This is a genomic window from Cobetia sp. MM1IDA2H-1 (assembly GCF_002916775.2).
GTDB classification, from domain to species: Bacteria; Pseudomonadota; Gammaproteobacteria; order Pseudomonadales; family Halomonadaceae; genus Cobetia; species Cobetia marina.
On the sequence record NZ_CM133225.1, the window covers coordinates 3,824,772 to 3,844,926 of the forward strand.

Below are 20,155 nucleotides of genomic sequence, written 5' to 3' on the forward strand. Positions count from 1 at the left end.
AGGCCCTGACATGTCACAGACAACTCCCGCCCCCCACGGCACCGGCGCTGCCAGTGCCTTCGACCGCCAGCCCCCTGCGGCACCGGCAGGCGACAGCCTGACCCGCGATGCCTGGCGTCGTCTCAAGCAGAACCGCGCCGCCATGTGCAGTCTGGTGGTGATGACCCTCGTCGTGCTGGCCTGCCTGATCGGCCCATGGCTGACGCCCTTCGAACTCGACGAGGTCGACTGGAACGCCATCGGCACCGGCCCGGACCTGGCCTCCGGCCACCTCTTCGGCACCGACGTCAACGGGCGTGATCTGCTGACCCGCACCCTGCATGGCGGTCAGATCTCGCTGTCGGTGGCGCTGGTCGCCACCTTCGTCAGCCTGGTGATCGGCGTGCTCTACGGCGCCGTCTCCGGCTACTTCGGCGGACGCACCGACAACCTGATGATGCGCTTCGTCGACATCATGTATTCGCTGCCGTTCATGTTCCTGGTGATCCTGCTGATGGTGGTGTTCGGTCGCAACATCTTCCTGATTTACGCCGCCATCGGTGCGGTGGAGTGGCTGGACATGTCGCGCATCGTGCGCGGCCAGGTGCTGGCACTCAAGAAGCGCGAATTCGTCGAGGCGGCGCATGCACTCGGCGTGCGTGATCTGCAGGTCGTGACGCGTCACCTGATTCCGAACGCGCTGGGCCCGGTGATCGTCTACGTCACGCTGACGGTGCCCAAGGTCATCCTGCTGGAGAGCTTCCTGTCATTCCTCGGGCTTGGCGTGCAGGAACCGCTGACCTCCTGGGGCGTGTTGATCTCCGAAGGCAAGGACATGATGGAGACCGCGCCCTGGATGCTGCTGGTGCCCTCGGCCTTCCTCGCCGCGACCCTGTTCTGCCTCAACTTCCTCGGCGATGGCCTGCGTGACGCCCTCGACCCCAAGACTCGCTGAACCGGAGCGCTGATCATGACCTCTTCACCTTCACCCTCCGGCACCGCCTCCAGCCTGCCGCCAGCGCGCAACGCCGCCGACCAGGCTCGCGCCGACACCCTGACTCGCCTGGGACTGGCGGCCGAGGCGCCGGGCACGCCGCCGCTGATGGAAGTCGATGACCTCAAGGTCGACTTCCAGCTCCCGGACGGCGCGGTACCCGCCGTCAAGGGCGTCAGCTTCACCCTCAACAAGGGCGAGACGCTGGCGCTGGTCGGCGAGTCCGGTTCCGGCAAGTCGGTCACGTCCACCGCCATCCTGCGCCTGCTGCCGGAACTCGCCGAGATCAAGGGCGCCATCCGCCTGCGCGGCGAAGACCTGCTGAGTGCCTCGACGCGGCGCATGCGCGAGCTGCGCGGCAACCGTATCGCCACCGTCTTCCAGGAGCCGATGACCTCGCTCAACCCGCTGCATCGCATTGGACGACAGATCATCGAGGTACTGGCACTGCATCGTGATCTCAAGGGCCGCGCGGCCCGTCACAAGGCGCTGGAGCTGCTGGAGCAGGTCGGCATCCCGGAGCCGGCGCGACGTATCGACAGCTATCCCCACGAACTGTCCGGCGGCCAGCGTCAGCGCGTGATGATCGCCATCGCGCTGGCCTGCGAGCCGGACCTGCTGATCGCCGATGAGCCGACCACTGCGCTGGACGTCACGGTGCAGGCGCAGATCCTGCGGCTGCTCAAGTCGCTGCAGCAACGCTACGGCATGGCGATTCTGTTCATCACCCACGACCTGAGCATCGTGCGCCACTTCGCGGACCGCGTCTGCGTGATGCGCCACGGCGAGCTGCTGGAGACCGGCACCACCCACGAGGTCTTCGACAACCCGCAGCACGCCTACACCCGCATGCTGATCGATGCCGAACCGGCCGGCGAGAAAGCACCGGTGGCCGCGGATGCACCGGTGCTGCTCTCGGCACGCGATGTGCGCGTCAGCTTCACCATCAAGCGGCCGCTGTTCGGCCCCAAGGTCGCCTTCGAGGCGGTGCGCGGCATCGATCTCGAGGTCCGACGCGGCCAGACCATCGGCATCGTCGGCGAGTCCGGCTCCGGCAAGTCTACGCTGGGTCGTGCCCTGCTGCGCCTGCTCAAGAGCCAGGGCAACATCGACTTCGATGGCGTGGACATCGCCGCGCTGGACAAGTCCGGCATGCGACCGCTGCGCTCGCGCATGCAGGTCGTCTTCCAGGACCCCTTCGGCTCCCTGTCACCGCGCCTGACCGTGGGCGAGATCATCAGCGAAGGCCTGCGCGTGCATCACCCCGAGCTCAATCGCGCCCAGCGCGATGCGCGGGTCTGCGACGCCCTGAGCGAGGTCAGCCTCGACCCCGGCATGCGCAATCGCTATCCGCATGAGTTCTCCGGCGGTCAGCGCCAGCGCATCGCCATCGCGCGCGCCCTGGTGCTCAAGCCGGAATTCCTGCTGCTGGACGAGCCGACCTCGGCGCTGGACCGCTCGGTACAGGTCACGGTGATCGACCTGCTGCGCGACCTGCAGGCGCGTCATGGCCTGACGTACCTGTTCATCAGCCATGACCTAGCGGTCGTGCGTGCACTGTCAGACCACCTCATCGTGATGAAGGAAGGCGAGGTGGTGGAAAGCGGCAGTACCCACGCCATCTTCGAGGCGCCCCGTGAGCGTTACACCCGTGAATTGATGCAGGCTGCCTTCGCCCCGGACCTGGGCCAGGCGCACCACTGACACCCTGAACACGACGACATGCCTGATGGGCGCTTCGGCGCCCATCAAGACCCCGCTTTGCCTGAGAAAAGGCTCAGGCGAGGGCAGCCGAGTCGGTCACGCGAATCGACATTGGCTGCCAACCGGGTGCGTGCACCCGACCGAGGCCGGAGCAGGATGCTCCGGCATTCCCCACACCGATGGAAAGACATGCACAGGATGACGATGCAACCTACAACAACAGCCAGCATCCCCCTTCTCACTCACCCTCGTCTGCGTCACGCGATTGGCGCAGCCCTGCTCGGCACGGGACTGCTGAGCATGAGCCCCATGGCTCAGGCCATCGAGGTCTACAAGACGGATACCGACCGCGTCGAGTTCAGTGGCCGCCTGGCGGCGTTTGCCGTGATCCAGGATGGCGCACATGATGAGATCTACAACGGTGGCTCGCGGATTCGCCTGATCCACGAGCATCAGTTCCAGCAAGGCTGGAGCTCCATCATCCGGGCCGAATGGGGCTTCGACCCCTGGTTCAAGGATGGCACCGATGCTCACTACAAGCGCATGCTCTACGCTGGGGCGGCACACGAGAAATGGGGCAGCTTCACGGTCGGCAAGCAGTATGGCCCCTGGTACGACATGGTGGCCGTCAACACCGACTGGTTCTGGATCAATGGTGGCGAGGCGTCCGGTACCTTCGAAGGCCGCAGCGGAGATGGTGGTCTGCATGGCACGGGACGCCCGGACAACTCGCTGTACTGGAAGAAGGGTTTCGGAGAGTTCACCGTCGGCCTGCTCTACCAGCTCAGTCATGATGGCCAGCACAGCAACGAGACCTCGCTCTTCGAGGACGGCGTCTTCACCACCGAGACCGAGTACTCAGGCTATGAGCGCGACTACAGCTATGAAGCCGCGCTCAACTGGCATCCGAACGAGGACGTCACGGTGGGCGGGGTCTTCCACCATACGGAGCTGAGCGACTACGAGAGCGGCAACAGCGAGAACGGCGATGTCGATGCCTGGTTGCTCGGCGGTCACTGGTCGCCGGGCAACTGGTACATCGCGCTCGTCGGCGGGGAATATCGCAACCACATCGCCGGCAGCACCCTGGACTCCTCGGAAGCCTTCGTCGACAAGGCGCGCGGCGCGGAATTCGTGGTCAATTACAAGTTCAAGGAGGTCATCTGGGGCGATGACAGCGTCGAGCTCTATGGCGGCCTGAACCACCTGGAAGACACCGACAGCGAAGCCCGCTACGCCTATCAGATCCTGGGCGCGGCTTGGCGAGTCAAGGACCTGACGCTGGCCACCGAGTACCGCTTCGACAACAGCCGCCAGTCAGACGGCAGCGAGTACAGTGCTGACCGGGACCAGCTGATGTTCCTGGCACGCTACGACTTCTGATCGTCATGTCAGACGCTGGTGACGGACCGCCGATGCTCGCGCTGAGGCGATGGTCCCGCCCCTGCCGGATGGCCTCCGGCAGGGGCAACAAAAAACGCCCGGTCATGTGACCGGGCGTTTCTGTATTGGTTGTCCTGAGATCCGCTCAGCGTTTCAGCCGCTTACGTACTCAGAAGCGATAGGTCGCGCCGAGACCGAAGCCATGCGCTTCATTCTCGTAATCGGCTTCATAGGTCCCACGGTTGGGCTCGCTCAGGCTGACGGTGGCCGTCTCTTCCCACAGGTAGGTGTAGGCCATGTCGATGGTCAGCTCCGGCATCGGCGTCCAGCCGGCCCCCAGCGAGAAGATGGTGCGATCCCCGGACGGGATACGCGCGCTGCGATGCTCATCCACGGTCGGGCTGTCATCGAAGGCCATGCCGGTACGCAGCACCCACTGCGGATTGAGCTGATAGCTCAGACCAACCGCATACTGCCAGCTGTCCTCGTAGCCCTGCTCCTCGACGATGTCGTTCATGTTGTCGACTTCCACCGCGATCTCGTCGAAGCGGCTCCAGTGCACCCAGGTCACGCCCGCCATCAGCGTCCAGCGATCATCCAGCTTGTGCGTCACGGAGAAGTCGATGCTTTCCGGCAAGGTCACGTCCAGCGACGCATCCTGCTCGGTATTCGCGAAGCCCGTGCCAGTGAAGACATTGTTGTACTTGGCCTCGCCTTCCAGGCTGTAGTCGACCTTGGAGCGATAGGACAGACCGAGACGGGTACTTTCCACCGGCTGGAAGATGACCCCGACGTTGTAGCCCCAGGCGGCATCGTCGCCCTTGATCTTGACCTTGCCATCCCCTGCGCCGACATCGACAGTATTCGACGTCAGCTCACCCTTGATGCTGTTGTAGGTCACACCGGCGCCGATGGCCCACTTGTCATTGATGCGGTAGGAGATGGTCGGCTGGGCGGTGACCACCTCGACTTCACTGTAATTGGCGAAATAACGGCCACGGAAATCAGAGCCATAATCGGTAATCACACCAAAGGGCGCATAGACCCCGAAGCCCAGCGCGACCTGATCGTTCATCGGTTGCACGTAATAGAAAGAAGGCACTGCCGCCCCCGGCACCATGTCGCCGTCATCTCCGCCAGAGACTGGCCGACCGAGTGCATCATTCGCGCTGGCGACATCAATATCGGTATTGACGTCCAGATAGGTCACCCCACCGGTGATCTGGGCGCGATCCAGGAAGGACATGCCAGCCGGGTTGCCGAAGACGGTGGAAGCATCGTTGGCATTCGAGGCGCGCCCGGCGAAGGACGTCCCCTGAGTGCTGACGCTCTGCTCGTTGAGCTGGAAGGCCCCCGCGTGAACGCCACCGGCATAAGCCGTGGCAGCCGCTGCCAGCGCGACCCCGAGGGTGAGTTTGTTCATCTTGTTTTTCATTATGGATGGCGTCCCATTGCAGGTGGCTTGGAGAGCTGCATGTTGTTGTTATCGTTCGTTGATGCATAGCCCTGACACCTACGTTTTGGGCGAGTCGCCCGTTCAAGTCAAGGGCGAACGTTTGTTTGAATAGGGAGATTTCTAGTATTTGAGGAACTTTCATTCATGTCTGCACTGTCATCGTGTTGCTAACCCCATGTCCTGGCGATCATTTAGCGTCTGTTCGCCAGCGTTTAAAACATGGCGGGGCTCTCGCCTTCCTCTCTAGCCTATTGGTCGAACATCAGGTTTTTCGTATGTAGTGGGTCGCTTGACCTATGTCCTGCACATAGGTCTTACACTGAGGATCATTCACGGAACATTGGCTGCCGACAGACCTTCAGGGCAGCCGAATGCTCTCTCCGCCACTCTTGATCACGAGGAGATGATGCAATGAAAGTCGCTGAACTGGCCCGCGAAGGAAACGTCACCGCCGAAACCGTTCGCCATTACACCCGCCAGGGCCTGATCACGGCCCGGCGCGATCCCGTCAACAACTACCAGCGCTTCGATGAGCAGGCGCTGGTACGTCTCAAGTTCATCAGTCAGGCACGCCAGTTGGGCTTCAGCCTTGCCGATATCAAGCAGATTCTGCAGCAGGCTGACCAGCATGACTCCCCCTGCCCCATGGTGAGAGACCTGCTCAAGGAACATCTGCCCCGAGTGCGTGAGCGCATCCGCGAGCTGGAAGCCCTGGCAGAGCGCATGGAGCATGCCATGGAGAGCTGGCAGGACATGCCGGACGGCGTGCCGGATGGCAACAGCGTGTGCTGCCTGATCGAGGGGCAATCGTTCCCGCCCCCCTCAGAAGAGAACGGAACGTACACCCCTGACACCGGGAGGACCTCATGAGCCACGACCCCATTGCCACGATCAGCGTGATGAACACTGACGGCATCAGCTGCCAGGGGTGTGTCACCAGGATTCGCAAGGCCTTGCTGGCACAGGATGATCAGGCCGAACTGGTCGGCGCTCCCCAGGCCCAGCTGCTGCTGGTACACACGAGGCTGGGTGAGGAAGGAGTGGCGAAGGTGGCGCAGGACAGCGGCTATCCGCTCACCCCGGCAGCACCGGCCACCCCTGCGAACCTCGAGATCAACGTCTACGGCATGCACTGCCAGAAATGCGTCGCCAAGCTGCGCAATGCCATTCAGCACTGGGATTCGTCCGCGACCGTCAGCGGTACGCCGGCAGACAATGTCCTGCAGGTCTCCAGCTGGCTGCCGGAAGCCTTGCTTGAACGTCTTGTCATCGAGGCGGGCTATGCATTGGAACCTCCTGCCGAGGGCGACACATCAGGGGATCTCACTGAGTCCGACGACACCACGGAGGATCACGCAACGGCGGCTCCATCGGCAGCAGAACCCTCTCCGGCCAGCCCGACGGATAGCGGAAGTCTTGAGCTCTCGCTGTCCGGCATTACCTGCGCCAGCTGTGTCGCCACTATCCAGAAGACACTGGATGGGCTGGATGGCGTGGAACATGCCGAGGTCAACTTCGCTTCGCGCACGGCACAGGTCAAAAGCCAGCTTGCGACCACCGAGATCATCGCGGCCATCGAAGGCGTGGGATATGGGGCCAGCGTGGTGGAAAACCCGGGCGCCAATGACGCGCAACAGCAGGAAGAGGCTGACCAGGAATATCGCTCTCGCATCCGTGACAGCGTGCTGTCACTGGGCATCGGTATCCCGCTGATGATCAGCATGTTCTTCCATCATCCCGGCTTCGAAGGTCTCGAACGTGGAGTGTGGCTGGCCATCGGGGTCGCCGTGCTGGGTGTACTCGCCACCGCAGGACGCAGCTTCTTCACCAGCGCCTGGAAGGCCTTCACCCATCATCAGGCCAACATGGACACGCTGGTGGCACTCGGTACCGGGGCGGCATGGCTCTATTCCATGGGCGTGCTGATCTTCCCCGAGACGGTGCCCCAGGCGGCTCGCGGCCTCTACTTCGAAGCCTCGACCATGATCATCGGCCTGATCAGTCTTGGTCAGGCACTGGAGGTCAGAGCCCGCGGGCGTACACAGAAAGCACTGCGCGCGCTGCTGGATCTGCAGACCCGTACCGCTCGGGTCATTCGCGAGGGCGAAGAGCGCGAGATCGATGTCAACGACGTACGCAGCGGTGACCACGTGCGCATTCGCCCCGGTGAGCGCATCCCGGTGGATGGCAAGGTGATCGAGGGACAGAGCCACATCGATGAATCGATGTTGAGCGGTGAGCCGCTGGCTGTCTCACGTGGTGTCGGCGATGACGTGGCTGCCGGCACACTCAACACGCGTGGCAGTCTGGTCTTCGAGGTCGAGCGCATCGGCAGCGAGACACGCCTGGGCCGCATCATCAGTCAGGTGCGTCAGGCGCAGAACTCGCGCCCCCCGATCGGACGGCTGGCCGATACCATCTCCGGCGTATTCGTGCCCAGCGTGATGATCATCGCCATCGTCGCGGCGCTTCTCTGGTTCAACGTCGGGCCCGCCCCGACTGGCGTGCATATGCTGGTGGTCGCGACGGCGGTTCTCGTCATCGCCTGCCCCTGTGCACTGGGTCTGGCGACGCCGATCTCGACCATGATCGGGGTCGGCAAGGCGGCAGAGCATGGTGTGCTGGTGCGCAGCGGTGAGGCCCTGCAGACCGCCAGTCGCTTGACCGCACTCGTGGTCGACAAGACCGGTACCCTGACGCGCGGCAAGCCGGAAGTCACTGAAACGCATCGGGTCTCGGGGGAAAGCGAGCAGGAGGTGCTGGATGCCGCCCATGCCCTGGAGCGGGGCTCCGAGCACCCCCTGGCCACCGCGCTGCTGGCACATATCGACGCACAGCGTCCCGAGGCCTCGCGCAGCAAGGCCTTCAATGACTACCAGACCATCAGCGGGCGCGGCATTCAGGCTCAGGACGATGCAGGCCGCACCTGGCGCATGGGCAATGCCGCCATGCTGGAGGATGCAGGTATCAGCCTTGCACCGCTGAGTGAGCAGATCACATCGCTGGAAGACAATGCCCGCACCGTGATCCTGATGGCACGTGACGAGGCATTGATCGCCGTCTTCGGGCTGGCCGACCCGCTGCGTGACGATAGCCGCGACGCCATCGCTCGCCTGCATGCCGTTGGCCTCAAGGTGATCATGCTGACCGGTGACAATCAGCACACGGCCGCTGCCGTGGCCCGTGAGACCGGGATCGATGACTATCGTGCCGGCGTCTCACCGGATGACAAGCACGATGAGATCGCCCGCCTCCAACAGGAAGGCCATGTGGTGGGAATGGTCGGCGACGGCATCAATGATGCGCCGGCGCTGGCGCTGGCCGATGTCGGCTTCGCGATGGGTGAAGGTACTGATGTCGCCATCGAGACGGCCGGCATCACGCTGATGCAGCCCTCCCTGGCAGGGGTCGCGGACGCGATCGCGATCAGCCAGGCCACGCTGCGCAACATCAAGCAGAACCTGGTGGGTGCCTTCGGCTACAACCTGATCGGCATTCCGATTGCGGCAGGCATCCTCTATCCCTTCACCGGCATGCTGTTGTCGCCGGTGATCGCCGGGCTGGCCATGTCACTGTCTTCCGTGACGGTCGTGACGAACGCCAACCGCCTGCGGAGGTTCACTCCCCCGGGGGCAGCTCGGTCACGTACGGACAGCACAGGAAATTCTTCCACCATGCCACAAGGAGAGTCAGCATGATCTGCATACTCGTCAATCTGATAGGGCTTGGCCTGATCGCTGCCATCGTCTGGTGGTTCTGGCTGGCCAGGTCATGAACCACGGCTCTGCCACTGATCCGTAGCACCTTCATTTGATCAGTGAAGGCAACTCAAGACGCCCTGCCACGCACTGTGTGGCAGGGCGTCTTCGCGTCAGCCTCTAGCGAGTCCGATGTCCACCAAGACCCTGCCGCTTTTCCGGGACAGCGCCATGTAACAGCGACAGTTGCCTCGTAAGTCGGGGCGCTCTCACGCCGCCAGGGGGTGTGGACAACTTGTTTTCCTGGTTGGCGCCCACCTGTCCACACCCGCTCTCCCGGCGGTTCTGCATATCAGTGCGTCACTACCTCGACGAAGCGCCTCCCGCTTTACCGTACTCTGCCCACCTCGATGCCCCAACGCAGACCGCCCCTGCAGCAAGGCTGCAGGGGCGGTTCAGTATAAGTGCCTGACGAGCTTTTCATGACGGTCGTGGGGCGGCCATCCGTGGGGCGGCCGTCCGCGACGCTTACAGGGAGAAACACCGTCCAGGCAGAGCTATCTCCTATCTCTCCCCTCTCACGCAGTGCGTGCACCTCTCCGAGCACGACTTTTTCCGCGCACAAAGAGAACCGCCCCTGCAGCTGGGCTGCAGGGGCGGTTCAGTATAAGTGCCTGACGATGACCTACTCTCACATGGAGAAACTCCACACTACCATCGGCGCTAAGCGGTTTCACTTCCGAGTTCGGCATGGGATCGGGTGGTTCACGCTCGCTATGGTCGTCAGGCGAAACGGTGGCATCTTGCGATGCCTGAGTCCCGAGGCTTGTGGCCTCGCGACTCGCAATATGAATCATGCTGACCGATATGTCGTCGATCCTGTCGCAATCCCGGCGGTTTGCCTGCGCAAACCCCTTGGGTGTTATATGGTCAAGCCTCACGGGCAATTAGTACTGGTTAGCTCAACACATTGCTGTGCTTCCACACCCAGCCTATCAACCTTGTAGTCTTCAAGGGCCCTTCAGGAGGCGCAAGGCCTCAGGGAAGTCTCATCTTGAAGGGGGCTTCCCGCTTAGATGCTTTCAGCGGTTATCCCGTCCGAACGTAGCTACCGGGCAATGCCATTGGCATGACAACCCGAACACCAGAGGTTCGTCCACTCCGGTCCTCTCGTACTAGGAGCAGCTCTTCTCAAACTTCCGACGCCCACGGCAGATAGGGACCGAACTGTCTCACGACGTTCTAAACCCAGCTCGCGTACCACTTTAAATGGCGAACAGCCATACCCTTGGGACCGACTTCAGCCCCAGGATGTGATGAGCCGACATCGAGGTGCCAAACACCGCCGTCGATGTGAACTCTTGGGCGGTATCAGCCTGTTATCCCCGGAGTACCTTTTATCCGTTGAGCGATGGCCCTTCCATACAGAACCACCGGATCACTAGAACCTACTTTCGTACCTGCTCGACGTGTCTGTCTCGCAGTCAAGCACCCTTATGCTCTTGCACTCAATGCACGATTTCCAACCGTGCTGAGGGTACCTTCGTGCTCCTCCGTTACTCTTTAGGAGGAGACCGCCCCAGTCAAACTACCCACCATACACTGTCCTCGATCCGGATAACGGACCTGAGTTAGAACGCCAATGATGTCAGGCTGGTATTTCAAGGTTGGCTCCACCGCATCTGGCGACGTGGTTTCAAAGCCTCCCAGCTATCCTACACAGACAACATCAGCATCCAGTGTAAAGCTATAGTAAAGGTTCACGGGGTCTTTCCGTCTAGCCGCGGGTACACAGCATCTTCACTGCGATTTCAATTTCACTGAGTCTCGGGTGGAGACAGCGTGGCCATCATTACGCCATTCGTGCAGGTCGGAACTTACCCGACAAGGAATTTCGCTACCTTAGGACCGTTATAGTTACGGCCGCCGTTTACCGGGGCTTCGATCAAGAGCTTCGGACGAATCCTAACCCCATCAATTAACCTTCCGGCACCGGGCAGGCGTCACACCCTATACGTCCGCTTGCGCGTTTGCAGAGTGCTGTGTTTTTAATAAACAGTTGCAGCCACCTGGTATCTTCGACCGGTAAGAGCTTACGGAGCAAGTCCTTCACTCGAACCGGTGCACCTTCTCCCGAAGTTACGGTGCCATTTTGCCTAGTTCCTTCACCCGAGTTCTCTCAAGCGCCTTGGTATTCTCTACCTGACCACCTGTGTCGGTTTGGGGTACGGTCGCATGTGATCTGAAGCTTAGAGGCTTTTCCTGGAAGCGTGGCATCGATGACTTCCTGACCGTAGTCAGTTCGTCTCGCATCTCGACCTCAGAGGAACCGGATTTGCCTGATTCCTCGGCCTACATGCTTTCACCAGGACAACCAACGCCTGGCTCACCTAGCCTTCTTCGTCCCCCCATCGCAACCACATCCGGTACGGGAATATTAACCCGTTTCCCATCGACTACGCGTTTCCGCCTCGCCTTAGGGGCCGACTCACTCTGCTCCGATTAACGTAGAACAGAAAACCTTGGTCTTCCGGCGGGGGAGTTTTTCACTCCCCTTATCGTTACTCATGTCAGCATTCGCACTCGTGATACCTCCAGCAGACTTCTCAATCCACCTTCATTGGCTTACACGACGCTCCTCTACCGCTCATCCATAAGGATGAACCCGTAGCTTCGGTACCTGATTTAGCCCCGTTATATCTTCCGCGCAGGCCGACTCGACTAGTGAGCTATTACGCTTTCTTTAAAGGATGGCTGCTTCTAAGCCAACCTCCTAGCTGTCTGAGCCTTCCCACATCGTTTCCCACTTAATCAGGATTTTGGGACCTTAGCTGACGGTCTGGGTTGTTTCCCTTTTCACAACGGACGTTAGCACCCGCTGTGTGTCTCCCACGCTGCACTCACTGGTATTCGGAGTTTGCCTCGGGTTGGTAAGTCGGGATGACCCCCTAGCCGAAACAGTGCTCTACCCCCAGCGGTGATACGTGAGGCGCTACCTAAATAGCTTTCGAGGAGAACCAGCTATCTCCGGGCTTGATTAGCCTTTCACTCCGATCCACAGCTCATCCCAGCATTTTTCAACATACTTGGGTTCGGGCCTCCAATTGATGTTACTCAATCTTCACCCTGGCCATGGATAGATCGCCCGGTTTCGGGTCTATACCCTGCGACTGGTCGCCCAGTTAAGACTCGCTTTCGCTACGCCTCCCCTATACGGTTAAGCTCGCCACAGAATATAAGTCGCTGACCCATTATACAAAAGGTACGCGGTCACACCACGAAGGTGCTCCCACTGCTTGTACGCATACGGTTTCAGGATCTATTTCACTCCCCTCGCCGGGGTTCTTTTCGCCTTTCCCTCACGGTACTGGTTCACTATCGGTCAGCCAGGAGTATTTAGCCTTGGAGGATGGTCCCCCCATGTTCAGTCAAGGTTTCTCGTGCCCCGACCTACTCGATTTCACGATACTCAGACTTCGACTACGGGACTATCACCCTGTATCGTCAAGCTTCCCAGCTTATTCGTCTGTCAGTTGTATCGCTTAAGGGCTGGTCCCCGTTCGCTCGCCGCTACTTGGGGAATCTCGGTTGATTTCTTTTCCTCCGGGTACTTAGATGTTTCAGTTCCCCGGGTTTGCCTCTATAGGTTATGTATTGGCCTATAGATACTCACCTGATGGTGAGTGGGTTTCCCCATTCGGAAATCGTTGGGTCGCAGGGTATTTGCCACCTCGCCAACGCTTATCGCAGGCTATCACGTCCTTCATCGCCTCTGGCTGCCAAGGCATCCACCGTATGCGCTTAATCGCTTGACCATATAACCCCAAGGGGTCTGTCAAGGATTACGAATCTGTCGGACCTCTCCGACATATCGTTTTGATGGAGATGTGCTTGGCGCACATTCCATCGTCAGCATGATTCACATTGTTAAAGAGCGGCTGTTCAGAGAACAGTGAGAAGCGCGCTCTGTTGAGCACGCTTGCCACTGCCGGCTAAGCCAGCAATAAGATCAGGTAATTCGTTGTGAGCACTTGCCGCGAGCGGTAGACAGTGTCGATAAGGAGGTGATCCAGCCCCAGGTTCCCCTAGGGCTACCTTGTTACGACTTCACCCCAGTCATGAACCACACCGTGGTGATCGCCCTCCCGAAGGTTAGGCTAACCACTTCTGGTGCAGTCCACTCCCATGGTGTGACGGGCGGTGTGTACAAGGCCCGGGAACGTATTCACCGTGGCATTCTGATCCACGATTACTAGCGATTCCGACTTCATGGAGTCGAGTTGCAGACTCCAATCCGGACTGAGGCAAGCTTTATGGGATTGGCTCCACGTCGCCGTATTGCAACCCTTTGTACTTGCCATTGTAGCACGTGTGTAGCCCTACCCGTAAGGGCCATGATGACTTGACGTCGTCCCCACCTTCCTCCGGTTTGTCACCGGCAGTCTCCTTAGAGTTCCCGACATTACTCGCTGGCAAATAAGGATAGGGGTTGCGCTCGTTACGGGACTTAACCCAACATTTCACAACACGAGCTGACGACAGCCATGCAGCACCTGTCTCAGAGTTCCCGAAGGCACCAATCCATCTCTGGAAAGTCCTCTGGATGTCAAGGGTAGGTAAGGTTCTTCGCGTTGCATCGAATTAAACCACATGCTCCACCGCTTGTGCGGGCCCCCGTCAATTCATTTGAGTTTTAACCTTGCGGCCGTACTCCCCAGGCGGTCAACTTATTGCGTTAGCTGCGCCACTAAGTCCTCAAGGGACCCAACGGCTAGTTGACATCGTTTACGGCGTGGACTACCAGGGTATCTAATCCTGTTTGCTACCCACGCTTTCGCACCTCAGTGTCAGTGTCAGTCCAGAAGGCCGCCTTCGCCACTGGTATTCCTCCCGATCTCTACGCATTTCACCGCTACACCGGGAATTCTACCTTCCTCTCCTGCACTCTAGCCAAGCAGTTCCAGATGCCGTTCCCAGGTTGAGCCCGGGGCTTTCACACCTGGCTGACTTAGCCACCTACGCGCGCTTTACGCCCAGTAATTCCGATTAACGCTTGCACCCTCCGTATTACCGCGGCTGCTGGCACGGAGTTAGCCGGTGCTTCTTCTGCGAGTGATGTCTTTCCTCGGGAGTATTAATCCCGAAGCGTTCTTCCTCGCTGAAAGTGCTTTACAACCCGAAGGCCTTCTTCACACACGCGGCATGGCTGGATCAGGCTTTCGCCCATTGTCCAATATTCCCCACTGCTGCCTCCCGTAGGAGTCTGGGCCGTGTCTCAGTCCCAGTGTGGCTGATCATCCTCTCAGACCAGCTACGGATCGTCGCCTTGGTGAGCCGTTACCTCACCAACAAGCTAATCCGACATGGGCTCATCCGATAGCGCAAGGTCCGAAGATCCCCTGCTTTCTCCCGTAGGACGTATGCGGTATTAGCCTGAGTTTCCCCAGGTTGTCCCCCACTATCGGGCAGATTCCCATGCATTACTCACCCGTCCGCCGCTCGACGCCTTCTAGCAAGCTAGAATCGTTTCCGCTCGACTTGCATGTGTTAAGCCTGCCGCCAGCGTTCAATCTGAGCCATGATCAAACTCTTCAGTTGAAAGCTTGATAGTCTGTTAAGCAGACCAAACTTGGTTCAGAGTCAAACTTCTCGTGAGAGGCTTGCTCCGATATTTGGTGACCTTGTCACCACTCATCGGCAAGCGCTCACACGAATTACCTGATCAAATTTTTAAAGAGCGTCGCTGTTAAGCGAGGAGGCATATTCTATCCGGAACGCTTGAGAAGTCAAGCACTTGATGATGAGTCAATCGACTGCCTCTAAGCATCATCCAGCGGCGAGGAGCGTTGCTCGATCACCTGTTCCGTAAGGAGTGCGGCGTATTCTAGCGAATCGCCCGGGATTGTCAATCGATGATTTGGAAGCGGACTTCAAAAACATCAAACAAAACAACCACCTGCAAACCTCTTTCACCGCTGGTAACGCCATGCGTCCCCGGCAGCGGATGCGTACTTTACGCACGATCCTGGCTGAGGGCAAGGGCTTTCTGGCCAGATACCGCAATTCATTCAAACACGCTCATGCTGGTACGGCATGCTCCAGCATCAGCTGCAGCGACTCTCTCCCCCGCCAGCGATTGCGCGACAGCTTGTAAGCACACTTCAGAGCGGCCCCCACGCCGAATGCCGGCGATTCCCCCGGCGACAGCGCCCGGAACCAGATCGCCTTGAGGCGTGTACGCCCAAGCGAGAGCTCAAGCGACAGATGTGTGCCATCGGCACCTACCGGTCGCAGACTCTCGACCAGGAAACTGCCCTCGAACAGCGGTGCCTCGAACTCACGCCCGAAAGGTGCCAGACGCTCGAGTTCATCCAGGGTCTCCAGGCTCAACTGCCCTTCTGCCAGTTCACCATCACTGAGAATCAAGGGGTTGAGCGCCCTTTCACCCAATTGCTCCGCGGCCGCCTGTTGCAGAGCACGAGTGAAGGTATCCTTCTCCGCCAGGGGCAAGCCCACCCCTGCCGCACCTCTGTGCCCACCGAAACGCGGCAGACACTGCGGTGCCAGGTCATGCGCTCGCTGCAACGCATCCCGCAGATGCAATCCTTCGATGGAGCGCCCGGACCCCGTCAACATGCCGGGCACCGCGGCTGGTGTCAGCACGACGGTCGGACGCCCGAACTGCTGCACGAGACGTGAAGCGACAATGCCCTGCACTCCCGGGTGACCATCTTCCAGATGCACCACGATCACCTGATGCCCTTCCCGCAACGAGGCGAGCGCCAAGGCGCGCGCCGACTCCACCATCTCGGCTTCGATCGCCTTGCGCGACTGATTGTCCTGATCGAGCACCTCCAGCGCGCGCTGAGCAGCCTCATCTTCACGCGCCAGCATGAAATGCAGTGCGGCGTAAGGATCATCCAGTCGTGAGCGGGCATTGATGCGCGGCCCCATCTGGAAGGCCAGCGTCTCGGCATCGAAGGGCACGCTATCGGCACCGAGCCGCTCTGCCATGGCTCGCCAGCAGGGCTCCTGCATGCGATTGATCAACGTCAGACCCAGATTGACTACCGCACGATTGATCGCACTGCCCCCCAGTGACACACAGTCCGCCACCGTCCCCAGCGCCACATATGACAGCCATGGCGACAACTTGGGTGCATCCCCCGGCAATCTGCCTTGCTCGATCAGCACATTGCGCGTCAATGACATGGTCAACCAGGCCACCATGCAACCGGCGATGGTCGCATCCGGATAGGCACAATCGTCACGTGTCGGATTGACAGTCGCGTAGGCGGAAGCCGGCGGCCCCTCCTGAGGCAGCGCATGGTGATCCGTCACCACGACCTCTATCCCCGCTTCCTTGAGCAGCGCCAGGCGAGCCTCATCACTGGAACCACAATCCGCGGTGACGATCAGGCTCGGGCGCGGCGACAATGTCATGATGCGCTCGACCAGCGGCAGACTGATGCCGTAACCATCGTGGATGCGATGACCGATCAGACTGTGCACCCGGTCGTAGGGCACATCGAACAGCTCCGTCAGCGTGCGCAGCATCACCACATGCGAGGTGATGCCGTCCACGTCATAGTCCGTGAGGATGCCGATGTGCTCACCCTCGGCGACAGCACGCGCGATGCGCTCTGCCGCCCGCCGGCCATCCGCCAGCCGCTCGGGATGCTCGATGTGCCGGAGCGCCGGCGTGACCAGCGCCTCCAGCGGCGCCTTGCAGCTCTCCAGCGTCAACCGCCCTGCCAGTACTCGTGCCTGCAGTTCGCTGAGCCCCGTCGCGATCCCCTGCTGGTAGAGGCGCTCATCTCTGACGCGAGGCTGGATGACCCGCGCGATGCTGGCCGCCAGCGTACGCTCATCAGGGCGCGATGCGGTGCCTTGTGCCAAGGAGGGTGACAAGGAGGGAGTGACAGACATGAAGAACTCCTGACAAACGACATGGCCGTCATTTCGACAGCGGACTGCGAAAATGACGGCCATGAAAGAAGGACGACGACTCAGCCCCGGAGGCCTGAGCCGTCGTTGATGCGATCACCCGCGGCGATTCTCGCGCACGAAGTCCTGCACGGCAGCCAGCTCGGCCGGCAGCACGCTGTAGCGCTCTTCGCGCTCCAGCAGGTCATGCAGATGTGGCGGCAGATCGACACCCGCGAAGCCAGCACGCGCCACCGCTTCGGCGAACTTGGCCGGATGCGCCGTCGCCAGCGTGATCATCGGCGTCGCGGTATCCGTCCGGCAGACTTCTGCCGCGCGATAGCCTGTCGCCGTATGCGGATCGAGGATCTCGCCGGTGCGCTGATGCGCTTCACGGATGACCTCGAGAATCGTCTCGTCGTCGACGCTGTGGCTGGAGAACAGCTCACGCAGCTTAGCCAGCGGGGCATCCGCCAGCGCCGCCGGTTCGCGCGAGAAGTGCTCGAGCAGTTCACGGATCGCCTGACCATCACGGCCATAGGCTTCGAACAGCAGACGCTCGAAGTTGGAGGACACCACGATATCCATTGACGGTGCCAGCGTCGCCTTCAGCTCCTGACGCGAGAAGTCGTTGGAAGAGATGGTGCGATGCAGGATGTCGTTGGCGTTGGTGGCGATCACCAGCTGACGTACCGGCAGCCCCATGCGCGAGGCCAGATAGCCGGCAAAGATGTTGCCGAAGTTGGCCGACGGCACCGTGAAGCTGACCTGACGCGCCGGAGCGCCCAGCGCCACACCGGCGGCCACGTAGTAGACGGTCTGGGCCATGATGCGCGCCCAGTTGATCGAGTTGACCGCGACCAGACGCGTGCCATCCAGGAAATCCTGGTCGGCGAAGCTGGCCTTCACCATCGCCTGGGCATCGTCGAAGTTGCCTTCGATGGCGACGTTGAAGACGTTGGGCGCCAGCACGGAGGTCATCTGGCGGCGCTGCACTTCGGAGACGCGGTTGTGCGGATGCAGGATGAAGATATCCACATGATCGCAGGCACGGCAGCCCTCGATGGCGGCAGAACCGGTATCACCGGAGGTCGCGCCCATGATCACCGCACGCTCGCCACGCTTGGCGAGGAAGTGATCGAGCAGGCGACCCAGCAGCTGCAGCGCGACATCCTTGAAGGCCAGTGTCGGGCCGTGGAACAGCTCCAGCAGGTAATGGTTGCTGTCGAGCTGATTGAGCGGCACGACCGCATCGTGACTGAAGGTCGCGTAGGTCTCGCGCACGAGTTCACGGAAGGTCTCGTCATCGATGGCACCATCGACGAAGGGCTTCATGACACGGAAGGCGATTTCCGCATAGGACTCACCAGCCATCGCCGTCAGTTCTTCGGCACTGAACTGCGGCAGGGTTTCCGGCACATACAGGCCACCATCGCTGGCAAGCCCCGTGAGGACCACATCTTCAAAACCGAGCGCCGGCGCCTGGCCGCGCGTGGAGATATAACGCATGTCGTGTCTTCCCGTGGCGTTCGCCACCGTTATGATTCTTGCTCTTCCGGCCTGCGCCGGCTGCCCAGCGGTACCGAGCCATCTACCTCGATGACCCGGTACCGTTTGCCCGCGATCAGGCGTTGTCGTCGAGATCCTCGACGCGAATGCGCACCACGGAACCGGCGACATCCACCAGCGCTTCCAGCTGGCGAATCGCTTCGTTCATGTGCAGTTCGCGCGCGCGGTGCGTGAGCAGAATGATCGGCACCAGCTCGCCTTCGGTGGCTTCCTTCTGGATGATCGCCTCGATGGAGATGCCCTGTTCGGAGAGAATCGACGCGACACGCGCCAGCACGCCCGGACGATCCACCGCATGCAGACGCAGGTAGCAGGCCGTCTCGATCTCCTCCATCGGCAGGATCGGCAGGGTGTCACCGTGCTGATTGATCTCGGCGAAGGCCAGATACGGCACGCGGTAGCGGTGGTCGGTGGCGATATCGCGCGCCACATCGAGCAGATCCGCCACGACGGCAGAGGCCGTCGGCTCGGCACCGGCGCCGGCACCATAGTAGAGGGTGGGGCCCACTGCATCGCCCATCACCTCGATGGCATTCTTGACGCCATGCACGTTGGCCAGCAGGCGCTCCTTGGGAATCAGCGTCGGATGCACGCGCAGCTCAAGGCCCTTGGCCGTGGCGCGGGTGATCCCCAGGTGCTTGATGATATAGCCCAGGTTGTCGGCCTGCTCGATGTCATCAGCCGTGATGCGCGAGATGCCTTCGGTGTAGGCCTTGTCGAACTGCAGCGGCACGCCGAAGGCAATGGAGGCCAGGATGGTCAGCTTGTGGGCGGCATCGATGCCTTCAACGTCGAAGGTCGGGTCCGCTTCGGCATAGCCCAGCGCCTGCGCCTCGGCCAGCACGTCATCGAAACTGCGGCCTTCATCGCGCATCGCGCTGAGAATGAAGTTGCCGGTGCCGTTGATGATGCCGGCCAGCCACTGGATACGGTTGGCGCCCAGGCCTTCCCGCAGGGACTTGATGACCGGGATGCCACCGGCAACCGCTGCCTCGAAGGCCACCATCACCCCTTTCTCGGCCGCGGCGCGGAAGATCTCGTTGCCGTGCACGGCGATCAGCGCCTTGTTGGCGGTCACGACATGCTTGCCGTTGGCGATCGCTTCCATCACCAACTCATAGGCCACGTCATAGCCACCGATCAGTTCGACCAGCACATCGATCTCGGGGTTGCGCGCGACCTCGAAGATGTCATGCGTGCGGCTGACGCCGGTGATATCGCAGTCAGGGTTGTCACGACGAGCGCCAACCTGTTCGACGATAATCGGGCGTCCAGCACGACGCGCAATCTCATCGGCATTGCGTACCAGCACGTTGAACGTGCCGCCGCCTACGGTACCCAGACCACAGATTCCTACTTTCACCGGTTTCAACGTCGCTTTCCTCTCTTGTTACGGTATCCAGCCTTGGAGGCCGCGCCGGAGCGCCGTGGCCTTGCCGACCTGTC

Annotated in this window: 9 protein-coding genes and 3 rRNA genes; 5 read left to right on the forward strand and 7 right to left on the reverse strand. The window is 60.8% G+C overall.

What is annotated here, in order from left to right; translation table 11 throughout:
- Positions 1–10 precede the first annotated feature (10 nt).
- The 3 genes from BOH68_RS16035 to BOH68_RS16045 all read left to right on the forward strand — a co-directional run bounded on the left by BOH68_RS16035 (position 11) and on the right by BOH68_RS16045 (position 4,060).
- Positions 11–934, forward strand: a complete 924-nt coding sequence (locus tag BOH68_RS16035) for an ABC transporter permease (protein ID WP_077377712.1) — start codon at positions 11–13, stop codon at positions 932–934.
- Positions 935–1,081: 147 nt separating this feature from the next.
- Positions 1,082–2,677: an ABC transporter ATP-binding protein gene (locus BOH68_RS16040; RefSeq protein WP_077378159.1), complete on the forward strand. Its 1,596-nt coding sequence runs from the start codon at positions 1,082–1,084 to the stop codon at positions 2,675–2,677.
- A gap of 300 nt (positions 2,678–2,977) precedes the next feature.
- Entirely contained in the window at positions 2,978–4,060 is a 1,083-nt protein-coding gene (locus BOH68_RS16045) for a porin (protein ID WP_169477284.1), read from the forward strand.
- Between the two features lie 169 nt (positions 4,061–4,229).
- Here BOH68_RS16045 and BOH68_RS16050 read toward each other — a convergent pair whose 3' ends face one another.
- Positions 4,230–5,483 (reverse strand): OmpP1/FadL family transporter, encoded by a 1,254-nt coding sequence (locus tag BOH68_RS16050; protein WP_240499638.1) that lies wholly within the window; start codon positions 5,481–5,483, stop codon positions 4,230–4,232.
- A gap of 444 nt (positions 5,484–5,927) precedes the next feature.
- Here BOH68_RS16050 and BOH68_RS16055 point away from each other — a divergent pair, with 444 nt between their 5' ends.
- A complete protein-coding gene (locus BOH68_RS16055) occupies positions 5,928–6,386 on the forward strand; it encodes a MerR family DNA-binding protein (protein ID WP_077377703.1) in 459 nt (152 codons plus the stop codon).
- The gene (locus BOH68_RS16060; protein ID WP_308457343.1) at positions 6,383–9,214 is read left to right on the forward strand and encodes a heavy metal translocating P-type ATPase; all 2,832 of its coding nucleotides are present in this window, start codon (positions 6,383–6,385) and stop codon (positions 9,212–9,214) included. Before BOH68_RS16055 ends, BOH68_RS16060 begins: the two co-directional genes overlap by 4 nt.
- A gap of 672 nt (positions 9,215–9,886) precedes the next feature.
- Here BOH68_RS16060 and rrf read toward each other — a convergent pair.
- The 6 genes from rrf to BOH68_RS16090 all read right to left on the reverse strand — a co-directional run bounded on the left by rrf (position 9,887) and on the right by BOH68_RS16090 (position 20,081).
- Positions 9,887–10,002, reverse strand: a 5S ribosomal RNA gene (rrf, locus tag BOH68_RS16065).
- Between the two features lie 138 nt (positions 10,003–10,140).
- Positions 10,141–13,029: ribosomal RNA gene (locus BOH68_RS16070) — 23S ribosomal RNA — on the reverse strand.
- A gap of 242 nt (positions 13,030–13,271) precedes the next feature.
- A 16S ribosomal RNA gene (locus BOH68_RS16075) occupies positions 13,272–14,812 on the reverse strand.
- Together the 16S, 23S and 5S rRNA genes form the textbook arrangement of a ribosomal RNA operon.
- 480 nt (positions 14,813–15,292) lie before the next feature.
- Entirely contained in the window at positions 15,293–17,143 is a 1,851-nt protein-coding gene (locus BOH68_RS16080) for a single-stranded-DNA-specific exonuclease RecJ (protein ID WP_077373635.1), read from the reverse strand.
- Between the two features lie 114 nt (positions 17,144–17,257).
- Positions 17,258–18,649: a threonine synthase gene (gene thrC / locus BOH68_RS16085; protein WP_077373632.1), complete on the reverse strand. Its 1,392-nt coding sequence runs from the start codon at positions 18,647–18,649 to the stop codon at positions 17,258–17,260.
- Positions 18,650–18,764: 115 nt separating this feature from the next.
- A complete protein-coding gene (locus BOH68_RS16090; protein ID WP_077373629.1) occupies positions 18,765–20,081 on the reverse strand; it encodes a homoserine dehydrogenase in 1,317 nt (438 codons plus the stop codon).
- Between the last annotated feature and the right edge of the window lie 74 nt (positions 20,082–20,155).